Annotated in this window: 17 protein-coding genes; 11 read left to right on the top strand and 6 right to left on the bottom strand. The window is 67.0% G+C overall.

The genetic code is table 11. The features are described from left to right. Window positions 1-12 precede the first annotated feature (12 nt). Window positions 13-1383 carry an aminotransferase gene (locus ACOEQ1_RS05550; protein ID WP_419758216.1) on the top strand — a complete coding sequence of 457 codons (1371 nt, stop codon included), beginning with the start codon at window positions 13-15 and terminating at the stop codon, window positions 1381-1383. Between the two features lie 419 nt (window positions 1384-1802). Then, window positions 1803-2420 carry a LysE family translocator gene (locus ACOEQ1_RS05545; RefSeq protein WP_419758215.1) on the top strand — a complete coding sequence of 206 codons (618 nt, stop codon included), beginning with the start codon at window positions 1803-1805 and terminating at the stop codon, window positions 2418-2420. A 12-nt stretch (window positions 2421-2432) separates the two neighbouring features. On the opposite strand, the gene ACOEQ1_RS05540 is transcribed toward ACOEQ1_RS05545, so the two are convergent. Further along, window positions 2433-3578 (bottom strand): acyltransferase family protein, encoded by a 1146-nt coding sequence (locus tag ACOEQ1_RS05540; protein WP_419758214.1) that lies wholly within the window; start codon window positions 3576-3578, stop codon window positions 2433-2435. Between the two features lie 194 nt (window positions 3579-3772). Beyond that, window positions 3773-4867 (bottom strand): oxidoreductase, encoded by a 1095-nt coding sequence (locus tag ACOEQ1_RS05535; RefSeq protein WP_419758213.1) that lies wholly within the window; start codon window positions 4865-4867, stop codon window positions 3773-3775. A gap of 171 nt (window positions 4868-5038) precedes the next feature. Between ACOEQ1_RS05535 and ACOEQ1_RS05530 the strand changes: the two genes are divergently transcribed. From ACOEQ1_RS05530 to ACOEQ1_RS05510, 5 genes are all read left to right on the top strand, one after another. Continuing rightward, complete coding sequence (locus tag ACOEQ1_RS05530) at window positions 5039-6160, top strand: alkene reductase (RefSeq protein WP_419758212.1); 1122 nt, start codon at window positions 5039-5041, stop codon at window positions 6158-6160. 151 nt (window positions 6161-6311) lie between these two features. Further along, window positions 6312-7445, top strand: coding sequence for an ABC transporter ATP-binding protein (locus ACOEQ1_RS05525; protein ID WP_419758211.1), 1134 nt, complete (start codon window positions 6312-6314; stop codon window positions 7443-7445). A 70-nt stretch (window positions 7446-7515) separates the two neighbouring features. Next, window positions 7516-10209: a valine--tRNA ligase gene (locus ACOEQ1_RS05520; protein WP_419758210.1), complete on the top strand. Its 2694-nt coding sequence runs from the start codon at window positions 7516-7518 to the stop codon at window positions 10207-10209. 124 nt (window positions 10210-10333) lie between these two features. Beyond that, window positions 10334-10690 (top strand): hypothetical protein, encoded by a 357-nt coding sequence (locus ACOEQ1_RS05515; RefSeq protein WP_419758209.1) that lies wholly within the window; start codon window positions 10334-10336, stop codon window positions 10688-10690. Window positions 10691-10770: 80 nt separating this feature from the next. Further along, window positions 10771-11178 (top strand): hypothetical protein, encoded by a 408-nt coding sequence (locus ACOEQ1_RS05510; protein ID WP_419758208.1) that lies wholly within the window; start codon window positions 10771-10773, stop codon window positions 11176-11178. A gap of 66 nt (window positions 11179-11244) precedes the next feature. Here ACOEQ1_RS05510 and ACOEQ1_RS05505 read toward each other — a convergent pair whose 3' ends face one another. Genes ACOEQ1_RS05505 through ACOEQ1_RS05495 form a run of 3 tightly spaced genes read right to left on the bottom strand, consistent with a single transcriptional unit; the run spans window position 11245 to window position 14779 of the window. Further along, window positions 11245-11580, bottom strand: a complete 336-nt coding sequence (locus tag ACOEQ1_RS05505; RefSeq protein WP_419758649.1) for a hypothetical protein — start codon at window positions 11578-11580, stop codon at window positions 11245-11247. Continuing rightward, window positions 11580-12275: a ligase-associated DNA damage response endonuclease PdeM gene (pdeM, locus tag ACOEQ1_RS05500; RefSeq protein ID WP_419758207.1), complete on the bottom strand. Its 696-nt coding sequence runs from the start codon at window positions 12273-12275 to the stop codon at window positions 11580-11582. Before pdeM ends, ACOEQ1_RS05505 begins: the two co-directional genes overlap by 1 nt. 32 nt (window positions 12276-12307) lie before the next feature. Next, complete coding sequence (locus ACOEQ1_RS05495) at window positions 12308-14779, bottom strand: ligase-associated DNA damage response DEXH box helicase (RefSeq protein WP_419758648.1); 2472 nt, start codon at window positions 14777-14779, stop codon at window positions 12308-12310. Between the two features lie 356 nt (window positions 14780-15135). On the opposite strand from ACOEQ1_RS05495, the gene ACOEQ1_RS05490 reads away from it, so the two are divergent. Continuing rightward, a complete protein-coding gene (locus ACOEQ1_RS05490) occupies window positions 15136-15822 on the top strand; it encodes a hypothetical protein (protein WP_419758206.1) in 687 nt (228 codons plus the stop codon). A gap of 22 nt (window positions 15823-15844) precedes the next feature. Here ACOEQ1_RS05490 and ACOEQ1_RS05485 read toward each other — a convergent pair whose 3' ends face one another. Beyond that, window positions 15845-16546 carry a glutathione S-transferase gene (locus tag ACOEQ1_RS05485; RefSeq protein ID WP_419758205.1) on the bottom strand — a complete coding sequence of 234 codons (702 nt, stop codon included), beginning with the start codon at window positions 16544-16546 and terminating at the stop codon, window positions 15845-15847. Window positions 16547-16676: 130 nt separating this feature from the next. Here ACOEQ1_RS05485 and ACOEQ1_RS05480 point away from each other — a divergent pair, with 130 nt between their 5' ends. Genes ACOEQ1_RS05480 through ACOEQ1_RS05470 form a run of 3 tightly spaced genes read left to right on the top strand, consistent with a single transcriptional unit; the run spans window position 16677 to window position 19763 of the window. Then, window positions 16677-17783, top strand: a complete 1107-nt coding sequence (locus tag ACOEQ1_RS05480) for a ligase-associated DNA damage response exonuclease (protein WP_419758204.1) — start codon at window positions 16677-16679, stop codon at window positions 17781-17783. Continuing rightward, window positions 17780-19387, top strand: coding sequence for a cisplatin damage response ATP-dependent DNA ligase (locus ACOEQ1_RS05475; RefSeq protein ID WP_419758203.1), 1608 nt, complete (start codon window positions 17780-17782; stop codon window positions 19385-19387). The genes ACOEQ1_RS05480 and ACOEQ1_RS05475 overlap by 4 nt, the downstream gene beginning before the upstream one ends. 46 nt (window positions 19388-19433) lie before the next feature. After that, window positions 19434-19763, top strand: a complete 330-nt coding sequence (locus ACOEQ1_RS05470) for a c-type cytochrome (RefSeq protein ID WP_419758202.1) — start codon at window positions 19434-19436, stop codon at window positions 19761-19763. The last annotated feature ends 5 nt before the right edge of the window (window positions 19764-19768 follow it).

Below are 19768 nucleotides of genomic sequence, written 5' to 3'. Positions count from 1 at the left end.
CTGAGGTTCCAAATGCCCGACCTTCCGAACGATATCGACCGGCTGCGCGAGATCGACAACGCGCATCACCTGCATCCGTTCACGGATCACAAGGCGCTACAGGCCGGGCGTGTTCGCGTCATCACCCGGGCGGAAGGCGTGTGGCTGTGGGATGGGGACGGCAACCGCATCCTGGACGGCATGTCGGGGCTTTGGTGCGTCAACGTCGGCTACAGCCAGCCGTCGCTGGTGGAGGCCGCCGCGCGCCAGATGACGCTTCTGCCCTACTACAACACCTTCTTCAGCAGCACGACGCCGCCGGCGGCGGCCCTCTCGGAGCGGCTGGCGGCCATCGCGCCTCCGGGCATGTCGCGGGTCTTCTACGCCTCGTCGGGGTCGGAGGCGGTGGACAGCGCGCTCCGCATGGCGCGGGTGTTCTGGCAACTGCAGGGCAAGCCCGAGAAACGCATCATCGTCAGCCGCGAGTATGGCTATCACGGTTCCACGATGGCGGGCGCCTCGGCGGGCGGGATGCGGGACATGCACCGCCAGGCGGGCGATCTGCCCGACTTCCTACAGGTCGCGACGCCTTACGCCTACCGTGACGCGGGTGCGCTGAGCCCGCACGACTTCGGCTTGCAGGCGGCGCGCAGTTTCGAGGCGCTGATCGAGGAGGTGGGGGCGGAGCGCATCGCGGCGTTCATCGGCGAGCCCATCCAAGGGGCCGGTGGCGTCATCATCCCGCCCGACAGCTACTGGCCCGAGATCCAGCGCATCTGCCGCGCGCACGACATCCTGCTGATCGCCGACGAGGTCATCTGCGGCTTCGGTCGTCTCGGCAAGATGTTCGGCTCGATCAGCTACGGCATCGAGCCCGACCTGATGACGACGGCGAAGGGCATCACCTCGGGCTACATTCCGCTATCGGCCGTGTTCGTCGGAGACCGCGTGGCCAAAACCTTCATCGAGGAGGGCGGAGAATTCTACCACGGCTTCACCTATTCGGGGCATCCGGTCGCCTGTGCGGTCGCACTCGCCAATCTCGACATCATCGAGGGCCAGGATCTGCCAGCCGCTGCCGAGCGCCAGGGCGTGAAGCTGCGGGCCGCTCTGGACGAGGCGCTGGCGGGTCATCCGCTGGTGGGCGAGATCCGGGGCAGGGGGCTGATCGGCGCCATCGAACTGGTGGAGGATCGTGACGCGCACCGGTTCTTCCCGGGCAGCCGGAAGGTCGGCACGACGTGTCGGGACTTCTCGATCGCCGAGGGGGTGATGATGCGCGCCTGCCGGGACACGATGGTGTTCGCGCCTCCGCTCATCATCTCCGACGACGAGGTCGGTGAGATGGCGTCACGAGCGGCACGCGCGATTGACCGCACATGGGCCAGCCTGCAGACGGCGTGACGGCCACGGCTGACCGCCGCCAAGCGACCGCCGTGGTCCGTTTGATACGGATCGACAAGGGTCTGTTCCCGCGCTCACTTGCGCCGATCCATCGCGGGAAGCAGCGGAAGACAAGCGTGAGTGACGATCTTGTTGATGTTTTAATGATTGTGATCTTGCAACTTCATCCTGCGCGCAGGAGCCGAGCATGAAACGGCCGATCTGTTCTTGGCCAATTCATCATGCCGCCGTTGAAGCAACAAATCCTCGGAGTGTTCACTGGCGACGGAACCCGCTCCTGATCTCGCGCAAGCATGGCACCGGCGAGGGCTACGTCGCTTCCCGCACGAAGTTCCGGCGGTGCTGCACGCAGTCGCAAAGCATGGAGATCCCGGCTCAGATCGCCGGCTGCCACGACGCGACGCGGCATTAGCCTCTCGGTGAACCTCCACCTCTACCTCGGCTTCGTGTTCATCACGGTGATCCTGGGCCTGATCCCCGGGCCGAACCTCGCCCTCATCATCGCCAACAGCATCGCCCATGGGCCGCGCTATGGGCTGATGACGGTCGCGGGCACGGTCTCCGCGCAGGTCATCCAACTCATCGCGGTGAGCCTCGGCCTCACGGCGTTGCTTGCAAGTCTCGGTGTCTGGTTCACGGTGCTGCGCTGGCTCGGCGTGATCTATCTGCTCTGGCTTGGCTACCGGCAGTGGCGTGAACCGCCCGTGGACCTGACCCAGGTCCGGGCGGACGGGCGGGTGCCGCTGCGCTCCATGCTGCCGCGGGCCGCGGCTGTCTCACTCACGAACCCCAAGGTGTTGCTGTTCCTCGGCGCGCTCTTTCCGCAGTTCATCTCCGCGGTGCACCCGGCGCTGCCGCAGGTGGTCATCCTCGCCGTGACGTTCCTGGTCGTCCTGGGTACGGTGGACTGCTGCTGGGCCCTGGCCGCGGGTCGGGCCCGCGTTATGCTGGCCCGCCATTCCCGGCTGCGCAACCGAGTGTCGGGGGGCATGCTGATGGCGGCGGCCGGCGCCTTGGCCGTGGTTCATGGCCGCTGACCGTCCTCCGCGTCACCGCGGCTCCTCAGGCCGGCGCACGGGCATGTACGTGTCGATGCGGCTCCTCAGCCAGCGGCGTGAAGGATTTTCGACGAGGAGGTGGACCAGCGTGGTGCCGATCGCGAGCAGCGCTACGTAGATCCCGACGATCCCGGCGCTTTGGACCGGACGCGAGGGCGACAGGAACTGCTCGAGGTCCGCGGCTCCTTTCTCAATCGGCGCCTGCATCAGATAGAGCGAGTAGCTCGCGGCGCCGATGGCAACGAACGGTCGCCAACTCAAGACGAGCGAAATGACGTTGCCGCGGATGCTTCCGGCCAGGACCAGCGTGGCGAAGAGCGGAATGGCAACGACCCCCACCGGCAGCGGCGTGTAAAACGATGCGGCCCAGACGACTGCGACGCCAGCCGTGATGCCTGTCCACGGCCACGTTTCGGTCCGCACCCGATGCTGCAGGCCACGCAGGAGGCAGCCCAGCGAGAACTCCGTCGTGGCCCGCACGAGCGCTCGCCAGCCGATCGCCTGGTTCATCGTGAGATTGAAGCTCGTCAGGTAGACCACGGTGACCGTCACGAGGAGGAGTATGATGCCAAGCATCATGGCGCCTCGGCTCAACCGAGTTCCTATGACGGCCGCAAGCGGAAACAGAAGGTAGCAGAACCATTCCGCGCTCACGGACCATGCTGGGAAATTCCAGGTCAGGTTGCGGGTGAGGCCCCAGGTCTGAACCAGCAGGATGGAGAGAATGAGGTGCTGGAGAGGGTAGTGGCTGGGGTCGACCACCTCGAAACCGAAGGCTGGTATCAGCCACACCATGCTGGCGAAAATCGCCAGGGTAAACAGGTAGACCGGGTAGAGGCGTGCTGCGCGAAGGCAGATGAACCGCAGGAAAATGCGGATGGTCGGGCGCGCCATTTCCTGCCCATGAACGTGGTAGATGACAAAGCCGCTCAGGATGAAGAACAGGTCTACCCCGAGATAACCGAAGCCCAGCACAGGCAAAATGTGCGTGGCGCCGAGCGAGCTGAACACGCCGCTGCGGTAATGGTAGGCGATCACCCAAACTGCCGCGATTGCGCGCAGCCCGGTCAACGCGTTGAAAGCTAGTTGCTGCGGCGCAATGGCCTGCGCTTCCGCCGGCCGGACCTGAAGCTGCATCGGCGGCTGTCTTTCCCTGTTCGGCGAGCCCCCGCCCGCGTGACGCCGCGTGCCTCATGTGCCGGGTCGCACATCGGCAGGGTTTCACGCGCGGCAAGATAATTCTCGCACGTCGCGACCACACTCTGCCGTGATCGTTGCAAGCCGCGCGCGCTCGGGAGCACGTCAGGCCATCGCGGAACGCGGCCCGGCAACTATTGGGGCATCGCCGATGCGGCGCTGAATGCCTGGGCCTCGGCGTCCGTCAGCGGCAGAGCCATGGAGCGTCCCTGCGCCGCAGATGCCTCACCCGCCGCAATCACCGCCATGACAGCGATCGCCTGCGCCGGCGGCACCGGGTTTGGCGCCACACCCTGGATCGCGTCGCGCACGCCTTCGTAATAGCGCCGGTAGTCGCCATCGGTCGCTGACAGAACCTCGATCTCCCCTGTTGCGCCGTCGAAGAGGGTGGCGTGGTTGAGGTCTATTCCCCAATCGAGGTCGCCGGGCACCATGCCCTCGCGCAGCTGCGCCTCCTGCACGTCGACGCCGCCCTTCACCAAACTGGCCGTCAGGCCATGCAACGTGAAACGCGCGCTGCCTCCGGAAACCAGCACGCCCGCCGAGAGAACCGCATGGAGATGCGGGTAGGTGAGCACCGCGAGGAACCAGTCGGGCGAAGTTCCCGCCCGCCGCTGGCTGGCGACATGCAGTGTGACGGTCTGCGGCAGGCCGAAAAGCAACAGCGCCTGATCCACCAGATGCGCCCCAAGGTCGAACCACAATCCGCTGCCTGGGATCGGCCGCTCGCGCCAACGGTCCTGAACCACAGGCCGGTAGCGATCGATGCGCGACTCGTAATGGACCAGCGTGCCGAGCCGCCCCTCGGCCAGCGCCGCCTGAACGGTGAGGAAGTCGCTGTCCCAGCGCCGGTTCTGAAACACCGAAAGCAGCCGGTCGGCCTGCCTGGCCACCTCGGCCACGCGACGCGCCTCCGCAAGCGTCACCGTGAACGGCTTGTCGACGACCACATGTTTGCCGGCGCTCAAGGCGGCCTCGGCGAGAACGGCGTGGCTCTCGTTGGGGCTCGCGATGACGACGAGCTCCACATCCGGGTCGGTCGCGGCGGCGAGGGGGTCGCTGACGACCCGCGCCTCGGGCGCAGTTTCGCGAACCGCCGTTTCCGGCCGCCTCGACCCGATGACGGTAAGGGCGAAGCCCGGCGTCGCGCGGATAAGCGGAGCGTGGAAGGTGCGGCCGACATAGCCGTAGCCGATGATCGCAGTTCGTATCGGGCTGGCTTCAACCATGGCGTCCCTCCTTTGTTGCTGAACGCGAAAACACCGGCCGCATGGTCTCTCCGCGCTGACCGATTTTCAACGCCGGATTTGAAACCGCAGGCCTATTGCAACGCAGCATCGTGACCATCTAGCAACGGCGACAGAGCGGCGCCGCTGGCGCTCGCCAACAGGAGACGACGTGTGACCCTTGAAGCCCTTTTCCAGCCGCTTGCCGTCGGCGCCATCCATCTCTCGCATCGCGTCGTCATGGCGCCGCTCACCCGCATGCGCTCGCGCCAGCCCGGCGACGTGCCACAGGCGATGAATGCCATCTATTATGGTCAGCGGGCGAGCGCCGGCGGCCTGATCATCACCGAGGCGACGGACATCACCGAGCAGGCCCGCGGCTATCCCGGCGCGCCCGGCTGCTACTCACCCGAGCAACTCGCCGGATGGCGGGCTGTCACCGAGGCCGTGCACGCCAAGGGCGGCTTCATCTTCCTCCAGATCTGGCACACCGGCCGCATCTCGCACTCCTCCATGCAGCCGGGCGGGGGCGTTCCGGTTTCTGCCTCCGCCATCCCCGCACCTGGCAACCACTTCACGCGGACCTTCGAGAGCGTGCCGTTCGAGACGCCGCGACCGCTGACCGAGCCTGAAATCGGCACCATCGTCGAGGAGTTCGCGCAGGCTGCCCGGAATGCCCGCGCCGCCGGTTTCGATGGCGTCGAGGTTCACGGCGCCAACGGCTACCTCATCGACCAGTTCCTCCGCGACGGCACCAACACGCGCACCGACGGCTATGGCGGCCCGATCGCGAACCGCGTGCGCTTCCTGACCGAGATCGTGGATGCGGTGGCGGCGGCCATTGGGCGCGACCGCGTCGGCGTGCGCCTCTCGCCCTGGGGCACCTTCAACGGCATGGCGGACAGCGACACCGGGGCGCTGTTTGACTACGCCGCGACCGAACTCGGCCGCCGTGGCATCGCCTACCTTCACCTCGTCGAGCCCCGCGCCGACCAAACCAGCGATACGAACGCGATCCACGCGGACGCGCCCGATGCCTCCAGCCGCTTCAAGCCTCGCTTCGGCGGCGTCATCATCGCGGCCGGCGGATTTACCGGCGAAACGGCGGCGCGCGCCGTTTCCTCGGGCAGTGTCGATGCGGTGGCCTTCGGCCGCCTCTTTATCGGCAACCCGGACCTGCCCGAGCGGCTGCGGACCGGCGCTCCGCTCAATCGCTATGACCGCTCCACCTTCTACGGCGGCGACGAGCACGGCTACACCGATTATCCGGCACTGCAGCAGCAGGCGGCCGAGTAAGCGGCCCTACAAAATCGGGGTGATGCCCGAGAAGGTTATGGTCTGAAGCAACCGGAGGGGCTAAGTCCTTCTGGCAAAGAAAAAAAGCGGCTTGTCAGCGGACGCCTGTTGGTGTCCGCTGCTCAGCCCTAAGACCAGCGGGAAACGGATCATGGCTCAAGTCTCGATCAGGACACTCAAGAAGACCTACGACGGCAGCGATGCCCTCGCGGTGAAGGGCATCAACCTCGAGATCGCCGACGGCGAATTCGTCGTCCTCGTCGGGCCCTCGGGCTGCGGCAAGTCGACCACGCTCCGGATGATCGCGGGGCTTGAGGACATCTCGGGCGGCGAGATCGACATCGGCGGCCGGGTGGTCAATGATGTGCCGCCGCGCGACCGGGACATCGCCATGGTGTTTCAGAACTACGCGCTCTATCCGCACATGACCGTCTACGACAACATGGCCTTCGGCCTGAAGCTGCGGAAGTTCCCCAAGGCCGACATCAGGACGCGCGTCGAGGACGCTGCCCGCATCCTCCACCTCACGCCGCTGCTGCAACGCAAGCCCCGCGCGCTTTCCGGCGGCCAGCGCCAGCGCGTCGCGATGGGACGCGCCATCGTCCGCAACCCCAAGGTCTTTCTGTTCGACGAGCCGCTCTCGAACCTCGACGCCAAGCTGCGCGTTCAGATGCGCACCGAGATCAAGAAGGTCCACAGCACCGTCAAGACCACGACCGTCTACGTGACGCACGATCAGGTCGAGGCGATGACCCTCGCCGACCGGGTGGTGGTGATGAACCAGGGGTTGATCGAGCAGGTCGGACCGCCGCAGGAGCTTTATCATCACCCGGAGACGCGGTTCGTCGCCGGTTTCATCGGCAGCCCCGGGATGAACTTCATCCCCTGCAAGCTGGTGAAGACGCCGGAGGCGCTCACGGTGCAGCTGGAGAATGGCGTGAAGCTTCCCGTGCCGGCCGAGCGGATCGACCGCTACAGCCAGTTCGCCGGGCGCGACATGCTCCTCGGCATCCGGCCGGAGCATCTGCCGGCCTTCGCAGGCGACAACCGGCCCGGCTTCGTCACCATCGATATCGATGTCGATCTGACCGAGCCGATGGGCATGGAGACGGTCATCTACTTCTACCTGGCGGGCACGAAGCCGGACGGGAAGGACATAACCGAGGCGCCGCTCTGCGCGCGGATCGACCCGCTTGTGAGTGCCCAGCCGGGCTCCAAGATGCGGCTCTCGGTCGACATGAACAACATGCACCTCATCGATCCGGCGACCGACCGGGTCGTCTGACGCCCTGGCTCTGACGTGATGCGCGCCGGGGCCTCTTCCTCGCGCGCGGGCTCTCGGCTAGGTCAGGCGAATGCTCGACAAGACATTCGCCCCCGCCGAGGCTGAGGCCCGGCTCTATCGCATCTGGGAGGAGAGCGGCGCTTTCGCCGCCGATCCTTCCTCGGCCGCCGATCCCTTCACCATCATGATCCCGCCGCCGAACGTCACGGGCAGTCTGCACATCGGGCACGCCCTGACGATGACGGTGCAGGACACGCTCATCCGCTTCCGGCGGATGCAGGGGCGCGACGCGCTCTGGCAGCCGGGCACCGACCATGCCGGCATCGCGACGCAGATGGTGGTCGAGCGTCTGCTCGCCAGCGAGGGCACGACCCGCCAGGCGCAGGGGCGCGACGAGTTCCTCCGCCGCGTCTGGCAGTGGAAGACGGAGTCGGGCGGCAGCATCACCGGGCAGCTACGGCGTCTTGGGGCGTCGCTCGACTGGGACCGCGAGCGCTTCACCATGGATGACGGCCTGTCGCGCGCCGTGCGACGCGTATTCGTCACCTTGCACGCCCAGGGCCTCATCTATCGCGACCGCCGGCTGGTGAACTGGGACCCGAAGTTCCAATCCGCCATCTCGGACCTCGAGGTCGAAAGCCGTGAGATGAACGGCAGCCTCTGGCACATCCGCTATCCCATCGAGGGAATGCCCGACCGTTACATCACGGTCGCCACCACGAGGCCCGAGACGCTGCCGGGCGACGTGGCGGTTGCGGTGAACCCGACCGATGAGCGCTACGCCGACCTCATCGGGCGCCACGCCGTCCTGCCGCTGGTCGGGCGGCGCATTCCGATCATCGGCGACGAACATTCCGATCCAGAAAAGGGTACTGGCGCGGTCAAGATCACGCCCGCGCACGACTTCAACGACTTCGCGGTCGGGCAGCGGCACGGGCTGCCGATGCCCTCGATCCTCGACCGGCGCGCGGCCTTCACGCTCGACGAGATCGAGGCCGATCTGACCGAGGTGCCGGGCGTCGCCGATCCCGCCTTCCTGCGCGGCCTTGCCGGCGCCGACCGCGTGCCCTTCCGCGCCGCGATCGTGGCGGAGCTGGAAGGTCTCGAATTGCTGGTGAAAACCGAGCGCCACGTCAATCAGGTGCCGCATGGCGACCGCTCGGGCGTGCCGATCGAGCCGTTGTTGACGACGCAATGGTTCTGCGACGCGGCGACGCTCGCCAAGCCCGCGATTGAGGCGGTGGAGCAGGGGCGCACGGTGTTCGTGCCGCGCCAGTGGGAGAACACCTTCTTCGCATGGATGCGGGACATCGAGCCATGGTGCATCAGCCGCCAGCTTTGGTGGGGCCATCGCATCCCGGCCTATTACGGGCCGGACGGCGCCGTCTTCGTTGCCGAGGACCAAGCGGGCGCTGAAGCAGCGGCGCTCGCTCATTACGGCCGCGCCGAGCCGCTGACGCAGGACGAAGATGTGCTCGACACCTGGTTCAGCTCGGGGCTGTGGCCGTTCTCGACGCTCGGCTGGCCGGACGAGACGCCGGAACTCGCCCGCTACTACCCGACCGACGTGCTGGTGACGGCGTTCGACATCATCTTTTTCTGGGTTGCCCGGATGATGATGATGGGCCTGCACATGATGGGCGAGGTGCCGTTCCGCACCGTCTATATCCACGGCCTCGTGCGGGACGAGCGCGGCCAGAAGATGTCGAAGTCCAAGGGCAACGTCATCGACCCTCTGGTGCTCATCGATCAATACGGCACGGACGCGCTGCGCTTCACCATCTGCGCGCTGACCGGACCGGGGCGGGATGTGAAGCTCGGCGCGGCGGCGGTGGAGAACCAGCGCTCCTTCGTCACCAAGCTGTGGAACGCCGCGCGCTTCTGCGAAATGAACGCGGTGCGGCCGGTCGTGGGCTTCGACCCGGCAGGCGTGCGTCTGCCGCTGTCCCGCTGGATCATCGACGCCGCTGGCCGGGCGGTTGTGGAGGCAACGGCAGCGCTGGAGGCTTATCGCCTCGATGACTATGCCGCCGCCTGCTACCGCTTCACCTGGAACAGCTTCTGCGACTGGTTCCTTGAATTCGCCAAGCCGATCCTCGCGCAGGGAGATAGCGAGGACGCGGCGGAGGTCCGCGCCGTGGCGGCCCATGTGCTCAGCACGATCCTGAGCCTGCTGCACCCGGCGATGCCCTTCGTGACCGAGGTGCTCTGGGCCGAGTTCGGTTTCGGCGCAGAGGGCACGCTCATCCGCGCGCCTTGGCCGACGCCGGTAGCGGTGCCCGGCGCCGAGGCCGCGCGCGCCGAACTCGACTGGGTCGTAGCCCTCATCGGCGAGGTTCGCGCCGTGCGATCCGAGATGCGGGTGCCGCCCTCGGTGCTTGCGCCAATCCTGCTGCGGGATGCCGATGCGGAGGCGTTGGGACGCGTCGCCCGTTGGATCGACGCGATCCGGCGGCTGGCCCGCGCGTCCGAGGTCAGTCCGCTCGCCGGCGCGGCCCCGCGCGGCTCCGCGCAGGCGGTTCTGGGCAGCATCACGATCATGCTACCGCTGGCCGATCTCATCGATCTCACCGCCGAGCGTGCCCGGCTGGAGAAGGAGCGAGCCCGCGCTCAGGATGAGGCCGCGAAGGTCGCTGCTAAACTTGGCAACGAGAGCTTTGTTTCGCGCGCCAAACCCGAGGTTGTGCAGGAAAACCGGGATCGGCTGGCGGCGTTTCAGGCCGAGGCGGAGCGCCTCCGGGCGGCGCTTGCCCGTATCGGATGATACGTCGAGGCTGGATCGAAACGCAGTCAGCGGATTTGTAACAAGGGTGCCCTCGTTTGGCCGCGAGGCATGTGTTTCCTGACCCAACGCGGGAAACGCGAATTAGGGCGAAGGAGAGAGACGGGTGTCTCACGATATGAAATCCGACAAGCCGAACATGGCACGACGAGGCTTGTTCCGGCGGCTGGCTCTGCTGGGCATGGGCGGCGTGGCGGCTGCGGCCGGCCTGACCGTGGCGGGCGTGCATACGGCCCAGGCTCAGGGCTATCCGCCGCTGCCACCGCCACGGTACGAGGCAGTGCCGCCGCCGCCAGGCCCTCGCTTCGTCTGGCGGCCGGGCCACTGGCATTGGAACGGTTATCGCTACGCCTGGTTTCCGGGCCATTACGTTCCCGCCGGGCCTCGCTACGGCGGTTTCATTCCGGGCCATTGGGCGTATCATTACGGCCGTCGGGTGTGGATTCCGCCACATTGGCGGTGACCCAGCTTGTTGCGGATTTGACGGTTCCACGGCTGTGATCTAGAGCCAGCGCAATCTTCTAACCTTCTGTAGGTATTGAAATGCGCTGGCTCGTTGGTCTGCCCCTGCTGGTGTCGCTCGCGGCCTGCGCGACACTCGGGTTTGCGCCCGCAAATCAGAGGTTTCTGGTCTTCTTCACCCCGATGTCCGGGTCCCTGAGCAATGGCGCCGTCGGCATCGTGAAAAATGCCGCAGACTACGCCAACCTCCACAAGGACGAGCCCGTGACGCTGGAGGCCTATAGCGCGCCTCCGGGCCATCATTACACCGAAGTCGCGAACATCGACACGACGCGGGCAGCCGCCGTTACCGCTCAGTTGGTGGCCGATGGCGTCGATGCGAGCCGGATCAGAATCTTCCCCAAGGGTCCGGTGCAGCCCGCGGTGCCGATGTCGAAGATCGAAGTCCGGCGGGTCGACATCATCGTCGGGGCGCCGCCCGCGCAGTGACATAGTCCCGCGCTACTTTCTCGGGGCTTGGTCCGCTTGCCTTGATCACAACGGCTTCGGACCGGGTTATGCGTGCCAGACGGTCATCACCGCACCGCCGGCAATGATGAGGACGCCGCCGACGAGTATCGGCAGCGACGGCGCAACACCGAATACCACCAGGTTGATGACCTGAGCCACGACGAAGAACAGCGTCACGTAGACGCCGAGCAGCCGCCCGAAGTCCCACGGCGGTAGATTGACGGCCGCGCCATAGGCCGTCAGCACGATGCCGCCCAGCAGGATCAGGCCGAGGCGCCAGGCCTGGCTCTCCGCATGGAGCCCGCGCCGGACGACCGCGTCTCCGCCTGCTTCCAGGACCGCCGCACCCAGCAGGAGCAGAAGCGCGAGCGGAGGCCGCATCACGCCGCCAACCCAGCGCGTGGACGGCCGACCTGGAAATGGTAGAGCCGCTCCCGCCCCAGCAGAAAGATGCGGGCGCCACGGGGAAAGAGGCTCGCGATAGCGGCGTGGCCGATGTCCAGCCCGCCGGTGTAGGCGCCGAACGCCGGCAACATGAGCCGCCGATGGCCGTCTGTCACGAAACAGGGACGCGTGACCGTGGCGCCGCGGACCGGCACCGTCGCTTTCGGATGGTGGTGCCCGCAGATTTCGGCATCCGATCCGCTGGCTTCCGCCGCATGGCGGAAACGGAGCGGGCCGTCCGACCAGTCGGCAGAGACTTCGCCAGGCAGGCTGTCCGGCAGGCGCGGATCGTGGTTGCCCAGGACCCAGATGAACCCGATTGACTGCGCCATGCTCGCGAGGCGGGCTTGGTCGGCGGCCTGCAATCGTGCGGCACCGTCCGCATCGTGGAAGCTGTCGCCGAGAGCAAGCAGATGCGCGGGGGAGTAGCGTCGCAACAAGACTGCGATCCGGTCCAGCGTAGTGCGGCTGTCGTAGGGGGGCAGCAGCCGGCCGCGCCCTGCGGCGGCTGAACCCTTCTCCAGATGTAGATCAGCCAGGATCAGCATATTGCGGGCGGGCCAGAAGACGGCTCCTGAAGGATCGAGCATCAGGCGCTCGCCTGCGAGGTGGAGCGGGGCGATCGCGCTCATGCGGCACCAAGACTTTCAATCGACTTCATACGTTAGTTTAACCTCGGGTCGAAACGCGATGTTCGCGCAATGACGTTCTCCGGATGTTCCTCTCCTGTCGCCTCGCTGACAAGAGCCTCCGCCTCGGCCAGGAGATCTTCTTGCGCCTCGCCGATGACGTGCTCGCGTCCAACTTCGAGAATGACTGGCACGGCAAGCGGCGAGACCCGGTCCAGCACCACGTGATGGATCTTGCCGCGCACCCGCTGAAGCATGGCGGATAGACGGCCCAGATCGGTGAGACCGCCCGCCGCATCGGCCCAGGTCGCGCGCAACAGGATGTGGTCCGGCTGATGGCGGCGCAGCACGTCGTAGATGAGGTCGCTGTTGACCGTCACCTGCCTGCGGTTGCGCTCGGCGCCCGGCATCTGGCGGTCGATGAGCCCCGCGATCACCGCCACGTTCCGGAAGGTCCGGCGGAGCAGCGAGCTTTCCGCCATCCAGGCCTCCAGGTCGTCGCCCATCATGTCCTCGTCGAAGAGCGCGTCCATGGAATGCGGCTCATGCGCCGACCAGGCGGCCAGCACGTAATCCGTCGCCACATAGCCGAGCGGCCCCATGCCGAGCCGCTCCATCCGGCGGGTCAGCAACATGCCGAGCGTCTGGTGCGCGTTGCGGCCCTCGAAGCAGTACGCGACCAGATACCACAGCCCGCCTCGCGGGAAGGTTTCCACCAGCAGATCGTCCTCGCCCGGCAGCGAGGACCGGTATTGCTGTAGCGCGAGCCATTCCTGCACCGGCTCTGGGAAGGCGGGCCAGGCGGTAGGGTCGTGCAGCATGGCGCGAACCCGCGCCGCGAGACCGGTCGAGAGCGGCAGCTTCGCGCCGACATAGGTCGGCACCTTGGGGATGCCGCTGCCCCCATCGCCGACCTCGGCCGTCATCTCCCGAAGGCGGATGAAGCGCAGCAGGCGGCCCGCGAAGATGAAGGTGTCGCCCTCGGCGAGGCTGCTGACGAAGCCTTCCTCGACCTCGCCGAGCACAGGGCCGCGGCCGAGCCGCAGCTTGATCATCGGCGCCTCGACGATGGTGCCGATGTTCATCCGGTACTGGCGGGCAATGCGCGCGTTGCGGACATGCACGAGCCCCTCCGCGTCGCGGAACAGCTTGCGGTAGCGCTCATAGACCTGCAGCGCGTAGCCGCCGTCCTCGACGAAACTCAACACGGCCTCGAAGGTGGCGCGGTCGATCGCGGCGTAGGGCGCGGCGCGGGTGATTTCGGCGAAGGCGTCGTCGGGGTGAAACGGCGCCGCACAGGCCAGCCCCAGCAGATGCTGGGCGAGCACGTCGAGCCCGCCGGGGCGGGGCACCTCGCCATCCTGCTCGCGCGCGGCGACGCCTTGCCGGGCGGCCTCGCATTCCAGCACCTCGAAGCGGTTGGCGGGCACGAGGATGGCGCGGCTCGTCTCGTCCATGCGGTGATTGGCGCGGCCGACGCGCTGCAGCAGGCGGGACACGCCCTTGGGCGCGCCGACCTGGATGACCTGATCGACGCCGCCCCAGTCGATGCCGAGGTCGAGCGAGGAGGTGGCGATGACGGCGCGCAGCCGGCCCTCGGCCATGGCGGTCTCGACGCGACGGCGCTGCCCCACCTCCAGGCTGCCGTGGTGGATGGCGATGGGCAGCGTGTCCTCGTTGATGCGCCAGATGTCCTGGAACAGCAGCTCGGCCTGGGCGCGCGTATTGACGAAGACGATGGTGAGGCCCGCCGCGCGCACGCGCTCCAGAATATCGGGCGCCGAGGCGAGGCCCATATGGCCCGACCACGGAAGGTGGCCGGCGGGCAGGAGGATGGTGAGTTCGGGCGGCGCGGGGTCCGCGACCTCGATGAGCCGAAGCCCGCCTCCGCGTCCGTCCGCCGAGACATAGGCCGCGAGTTCCGGCTTGTGCGCGACCGTCGCCGATAGCCCGATCCGCTGGGCCTTGGGTGCCAGACGGTCGAGCCTCGCCATCCCGAGGGCGAGTAGGTCGCCGCGCTTGGTGCCGGCCATGGCGTGCACCTCGTCGATGATGATCGCACGCAGGTCCGAGAACATGGCGCCCGCGCTCTCCTGGGAGATCAGAAGTGCCAAGCTCTCCGGCGTGGTCAGCAGGATGTCGGGCGGCATCTCGCGCTGGCGGGCACGGCGGTTGGTCGGCGTGTCCCCGGTCCGGGTCTCGATGCGGATCGGGAGGCGCATCTCGTCCACCGGCTGCGTCAGGTTGCGCGCGATGTCGGTCGCCAGCGCCTTGAGGGGGCTGACGTAGAGGGTGTGGATGCCGCGCGGGGGCGCGTCCTCGGCCAACGGCGGACGGTCCGTGAGGTCGATGAGGCTGGGCAGGAAGCCTGCCAGCGTTTTGCCGCCTCCTGTAGGCGCGATGAGGAGCACATGCTCGCCCCTCCGGAACGAAGCAAGAACATCAAGCTGATGCGGTCGCGGACGCCAGCCGCGGAGCGCGAACCAAGCGGCGAACGCCGCCGGCAAGGCGGCTGAGGCCGGTGATGAGACGCCAGCAGGCGCGCGACGAGACGGTGCGAGGGCGGAGCGGGGGCTCATGGGGTGAGAACATAGTGCGAATACGCGAGGTTTCCCAAACCTCATCGGCATGATCTTTCATCCACAGGCATTGGCTTGGTTTCTGAAGGACGACCTGTGGATGAATGGGGATAAGGTAGCCGACGATAGTCTATCGTAGAGTTTACGTTATTAAGCGTTATGTAACGCCAAATCTTACTAGGATTAAATTCCTAAACATTCCCTAGGCTAGGTTTATATTCTTATGACTTCACGTGCGAACGCCTAGCCTGCTAGAGGCTTTCGTTCGCACTAGGGTTGCTGTCATGTCGCGAAGCCGGAGCCCGAACTATCCGCAGATCGGTCTTAAGGAGGCAGTGCAGCGCGTCAGCAGCGTGTACAAACGCGATTATCAAGCGAGCCTGACGCGTGATCTTGCGGCCGACCGGCTGGGTTATTCCGGGCTTAACGGGAAGTCGCTGGCGGTGCTCGCGGCGCTCGGGAAGTATGGACTGTTCGAAGGGCGGGCCGAGGAAACGCGGGTCTCCGACCTCGCCGTACGCATCCTCGCCTTTCCGCCGGGTGCGCCTGAGCGGCGGGCGGCGCTCGCGGAGGCTGCTGGCCGTCCCGAATTGTTCGTCGAACTGGATCAGCGCTTTGCACGAGGTCAGGCCAGCGACAGCGCGATCCGGGCCTGGCTGGTTACCCGCGGCTTCATCCCACCGGCGGCGGAGGCAGCGGTCCGGGCTTATCGGGAGACGAAGCAGTTCCTGGAGGCCGAGGGCGACGCCGCCCCTGCCGTCCTGGCGCCGCAAGTTGTCGCCGCGCTACCCGAATCCGCACCCGAGCCGCCCAAGACCGAGGGTGGAACGCGCCGGGCCGTATTCGGTCTGGCGGAGGGCGAGGTCGTGATCACCGCGCCGGTGTTTCTATCCGCCGAGAGCGTGAACGACCTGCAGGATTATCTCGACGTCTTCATGAAACGCGCCCGGCGCGAGGCCGGCCTCGCCTGAACGTCTGACGCAGTTGGTTGGCCTACGCCTTCACCACTTTGCGCAGCGACGCCTCGATCTGGCCTCCGCAATAAGCGTCGCCGTAGTCTTCCCGTGCCTTCGCGGCCAGCTTCGCCAGCGGTGGAAGGCCGGACACCCGCCGTGTCAGGGCGGCTGTCATCGGCGCCGCTTCCTCAAGGAGCGCGGCGAGCGTCTCGAAGCGCTCGGTCATGGTCGACCACAGGGTCGCGGAAACGACATCGGCAACGCCTGGGGTCTCGCCGCCGAGCAGGAAGCCGGACGTGGGCGTCAGGCCGTGGCGGCGCCCGGTCTCCTCCCAGAACGACATCCACTTCCTCAGGCGGGGGACGAACTCCTGCCAGCTCTTCTGCGTCCACATCTGCCGGCCGCCATCCAGCGTGATCTCGTCGATCACGTCGTTGGCGTCGTTGACGATCTTCATGGTCATGGCGCGCAGGGCGGGGCTGGAGGGCAACAGATCGAGCGTCTCGCCGAGGTAGAGTATGATGGCGGGCATCTCGGCGATGGCAAAATCGGCCTTTTTGTCGATCAGCATCGGCGGGCCCATGAACGGCACCGGCATGTCCTCGACCGCCCCGTTCATCAGCGCCGACATCGCGCCGATCTCGCCCTCGGTCCATCTCTTTCCCGCGAAGGCCAGAACGGCGCGCACGAACTGGCCTCGGAACGGCAGGGGCCAGTAGTAGAGGTCGTAGTCCGACATGGTTTTCGCTCCGGTCAACAACGCCGGCCGATGATAACGCCGCGGAACTGGCTCCGTCCACGCGACCGCCCCAGCACCGGGACCGCCGCCCATTGTATCGCGCCGAATTCGGCCCTTATCATCCAGCGGAATGGTTGCACCGCATCCTGAAACCTGGCTTCGCGTTCTGCCCCAGGGCCTGTTCTGCGAGCCCGGCGGCTTCTTCATCGATCCGCTTGTGGCCGTCGACCGCGCCGTCATCACCCATGGCCACTCAGACCACGCGCGGCCCGGCCATCGCGCCGTGCTCGCGACACCTGAGACGCTCGCCATCATGCGCGTCCGCATGGGCGAGGGGCGGGCCGGCGAAACACAGCAGCCGCTCGGCTATCACGCGCCCATAAGCCTCGACGGCCTGAAAATCGAGTTGGTTCCGGCGGGTCATGTCCTCGGTGCCGCTCAGATCGTGCTGGAATGGCAAGGGAGCCGGGCCGTCGTCAGCGGCGATTACAAGCGCCAGCGCGACCCGACCTGCGCTGCCTTCGAGCCGGTCGAGTGCGACGTTTTCGTGACCGAAGCGACCTTCGGCTTCCCGGTCTTTCGTCATCCTCCGCCCGAGCACGAGATCGGCAAGCTGCTCAAGAGCCTGTCGCTCTTCCCGGAGCGCACGCACGTCATCGGCGCCTACTCGCTCGGCAAGTCGCAGCGCGTGATGGCTCTGTTGCGGGAGGCCGGCTGGGACGGCCCGATCTATATTCATGGCGCGCTTGCGGCCCTCTGCGCGCTCTATGAGGCGCAGGGTGTCCGGCTCGGCGATGTGCGTCATGCGACCGTCGCGGCCAAGGACAAGCTGCGCGGCGCGATCGTCGTGGCGCCGCCCGCCGCCGCCGCCGATCGCTGGGCCCGTCGCCTCAGTGACCCCGTCATCGCTCGCGCCTCCGGGTGGATGCGGGTGCGGCAGCGCGCCCGCATGGCAGGCGTGGAACTGCCCATGATCATCAGCGACCACGCCGACTGGCCGGACCTGCTGCGCACCATCGGCGAAACCCGGGCGCCCGAGGTCTGGGTCACGCACGGATCGGAGGAGGCTCTCATCCACGCGCTGTCGCTCCGCCAGATCCGCGGCAGGGCTCTGCGTCTGCTCGGCTACGAGGACGAGGAGGCGGGCGAGGAAGCGCCGGATGAGCTGGCGTCCTCGCCACCTGAGCCCGGCACGCATCTGGCGCCAGTGACGGATGGGGTGACGGAAGAAGCATGACGCCGTTCGCGGCCCTGCTCGAGCGGCTGGTCTTCACGCCGGGCCGGCTCGCCAAGATCGCCTTGCTGCGCGACTACTTCGCGCACACGCCCGATCCCGACCGGGGCTACGCGCTCGCCGCCATCGCGGGCGACCTCAGCTTCGTCGCCGCCAAGCCCGCCATGATCCGGCAGATCACCGAGGAGCGGGTGGACGCGACGCTGTTTGCCTGGTCCTACGACTATGTCGGCGACCTCGCGGAAACTGTCGCCCTCATCTGGCCCGGCGAGGCCCCCACCGGAGAGGCGCCGCGGCTCTCGGAGGTCGTGGCCGCGCTGCACGACACCTCCAAGCTCGCCATGCCGGCGCGCGTGGCCGATTGGATGGATGTCTGCGACCCGTCCGAACGGCTGGCGCTGCTCAAGCTCATCACCGGCGGCCTCCGCGTGGGGGCGTCGGCTCGGCTCGCCAAGATCGCGCTCGGCGAAATGGCGGATGTGCCGCCCGACGATATCGAAGAGGTGTGGCATGGCCTGACGCCGCCCTACATGCCGCTGTTCGACTGGCTGGAGGGTAGGGCGCCCAAGCCCGACGCTGCCGGCGCGCCGGTGTTTCGCCCGACCATGCTCGCCCATCCGCTGGAGGAGGCGGATGCCGGGGCGCTCGACTGGCCCGCGTATCGTGCCGAGTGGAAGTGGGACGGCATCCGCGTGCAGATGGTGGCGACCGAGAACGGCCGCCGCCTCTATACCCGCACCGCCGAGGACATCTCGCACGGCTTCCCGGAGATCCTGGCGGCGATGGACTTCCACGGCGTGCTGGATGGCGAACTGCTGGTCATGCGCGAGGGGCTGGTGGCGCCGTTCAGCGACCTCCAGCAGCGGCTCAACCGGAAGGCGCCGGGGGCGAAGATGCTGGCCGATTTCCCTGCCTGGGTGCGCCTCTACGACATCCTCATCGACGGCGAGGAGGATGTGCGGGCGCTGCCTTTCGATGCGCGCCGCGAGCGGCTGGAGCAGTGGTATGAGGTCAACCGCCCGGAGCGCATGGACCTTTCGCCGCTGATCCCGTTCGATGGACCCGAGGCGCTGGCGGATCTGCGGCTCGGCGCGCGGGCTGCGAGCATCGAGGGGCTGATGCTCAAGCGCGGCGACAGCCCGTATCTGGCCGGTCGGCCGAAGGGTCCGTGGTGGAAGTGGAAGCGCGCGCCGCTGTCGATCGACGCGGTGCTGATGTATGCGCAGCGGGGCCACGGCCGGCGGTCGAGCATCTACTCCGACTACACCTTCGGCCTGTGGCGGGCTGACGGGGTTCTGGTGCCGGTCGGAAAAGCCTACTCCGGCATCACCGACGACGAACTGAATTTCCTCGACAAGTGGGTGCGCGCCCATACCACTGCGCGGTTTGGACCCGTGCGCGAGGTGGAGAAGGCGCTGGTGCTGGAGATTGTCTTCGACGCCGCGCAACTTTCGAACCGTCACAAGTCCGGCGTGGCCTTGCGCTTCCCGCGTATCAGCCGCATCCGCACCGACAAGCCTGCTGCGGAGGCCGATCACTTGGACAGCCTGATGGCCCGCGTGCCGGCCTCCGGCCCGCTCAAAGCAGAGACGCTGGCAACCGAATAACGGTTCTCTTTCCGAAAAGATCCTGTAATTTCATCCGGAGACTCTCATGCAAGACGCTATCTTTAAGTCCAGAACGATAGCCGGTGCGGTCGCCATGATTGTTGGTTTGGCGGCGGCTCCGGCAGCATTCGCCAGTCCGCCGGCCCTCGCAGGCCTCTGCGCCTCCTGCCATGGCACGAACGGCATCTCGCCCTATCCGACCTACCCGAACATCGCAGGACAGAAAGAGGGCTACATCGCCTATGCGCTTCGTCAGTATCAGACGCATCAGCGGCTGGGCTCCCAGGCAAGCATCATGGCAGCCGTGGCCGGTCAGCTCAGTGCGGATGACATCAAGGCGCTCGCAACCTACTACGCCTCGCTGAGCGCCCAGTAGATCAG

This window comes from Acidisoma sp. (genome assembly GCF_965199065.1).
Classification (GTDB): Bacteria; Pseudomonadota; Alphaproteobacteria; order Acetobacterales; family Acetobacteraceae; genus Acidisoma.
This window is presented reverse-complemented; position numbering and strand designations above follow the sequence as displayed.

Bases quoted from the DNA above. Each gene is read 5' to 3' on its own strand.
- ACOEQ1_RS05550 (WP_419758216.1), top strand. From the start codon at position 13: ATGCCCGACCTTCCGAACGATATCGACCGGCTGCGCGAGATCGACAAC.
- ACOEQ1_RS05540 (WP_419758214.1), bottom strand. From the start codon at position 3,578: ATGCAGCTTCAGGTCCGGCCGGCGGAAGCGCAGGCCATTGCGCCGCAG.
- ACOEQ1_RS05535 (WP_419758213.1), bottom strand. From the start codon at position 4,867: ATGGTTGAAGCCAGCCCGATACGAACTGCGATCATCGGCTACGGCTAT.
- ACOEQ1_RS05525 (WP_419758211.1), top strand. From the start codon at position 6,312: ATGGCTCAAGTCTCGATCAGGACACTCAAGAAGACCTACGACGGCAGC.
- ACOEQ1_RS05520 (WP_419758210.1), top strand. From the start codon at position 7,516: ATGCTCGACAAGACATTCGCCCCCGCCGAGGCTGAGGCCCGGCTCTAT.
- ACOEQ1_RS05510 (WP_419758208.1), top strand. From the start codon at position 10,771: ATGCGCTGGCTCGTTGGTCTGCCCCTGCTGGTGTCGCTCGCGGCCTGC.
- ACOEQ1_RS05505 (WP_419758649.1), bottom strand. From the start codon at position 11,580: ATGCGGCCTCCGCTCGCGCTTCTGCTCCTGCTGGGTGCGGCGGTCCTG.
- pdeM (WP_419758207.1), bottom strand. From the start codon at position 12,275: ATGAGCGCGATCGCCCCGCTCCACCTCGCAGGCGAGCGCCTGATGCTC.
- ACOEQ1_RS05490 (WP_419758206.1), top strand. From the start codon at position 15,136: ATGTCGCGAAGCCGGAGCCCGAACTATCCGCAGATCGGTCTTAAGGAG.
- ACOEQ1_RS05485 (WP_419758205.1), bottom strand. From the start codon at position 16,546: ATGTCGGACTACGACCTCTACTACTGGCCCCTGCCGTTCCGAGGCCAG.
- ACOEQ1_RS05480 (WP_419758204.1), top strand. From the start codon at position 16,677: ATGGTTGCACCGCATCCTGAAACCTGGCTTCGCGTTCTGCCCCAGGGC.
- ACOEQ1_RS05475 (WP_419758203.1), top strand. From the start codon at position 17,780: ATGACGCCGTTCGCGGCCCTGCTCGAGCGGCTGGTCTTCACGCCGGGC.
- ACOEQ1_RS05470 (WP_419758202.1), top strand. From the start codon at position 19,434: ATGCAAGACGCTATCTTTAAGTCCAGAACGATAGCCGGTGCGGTCGCC.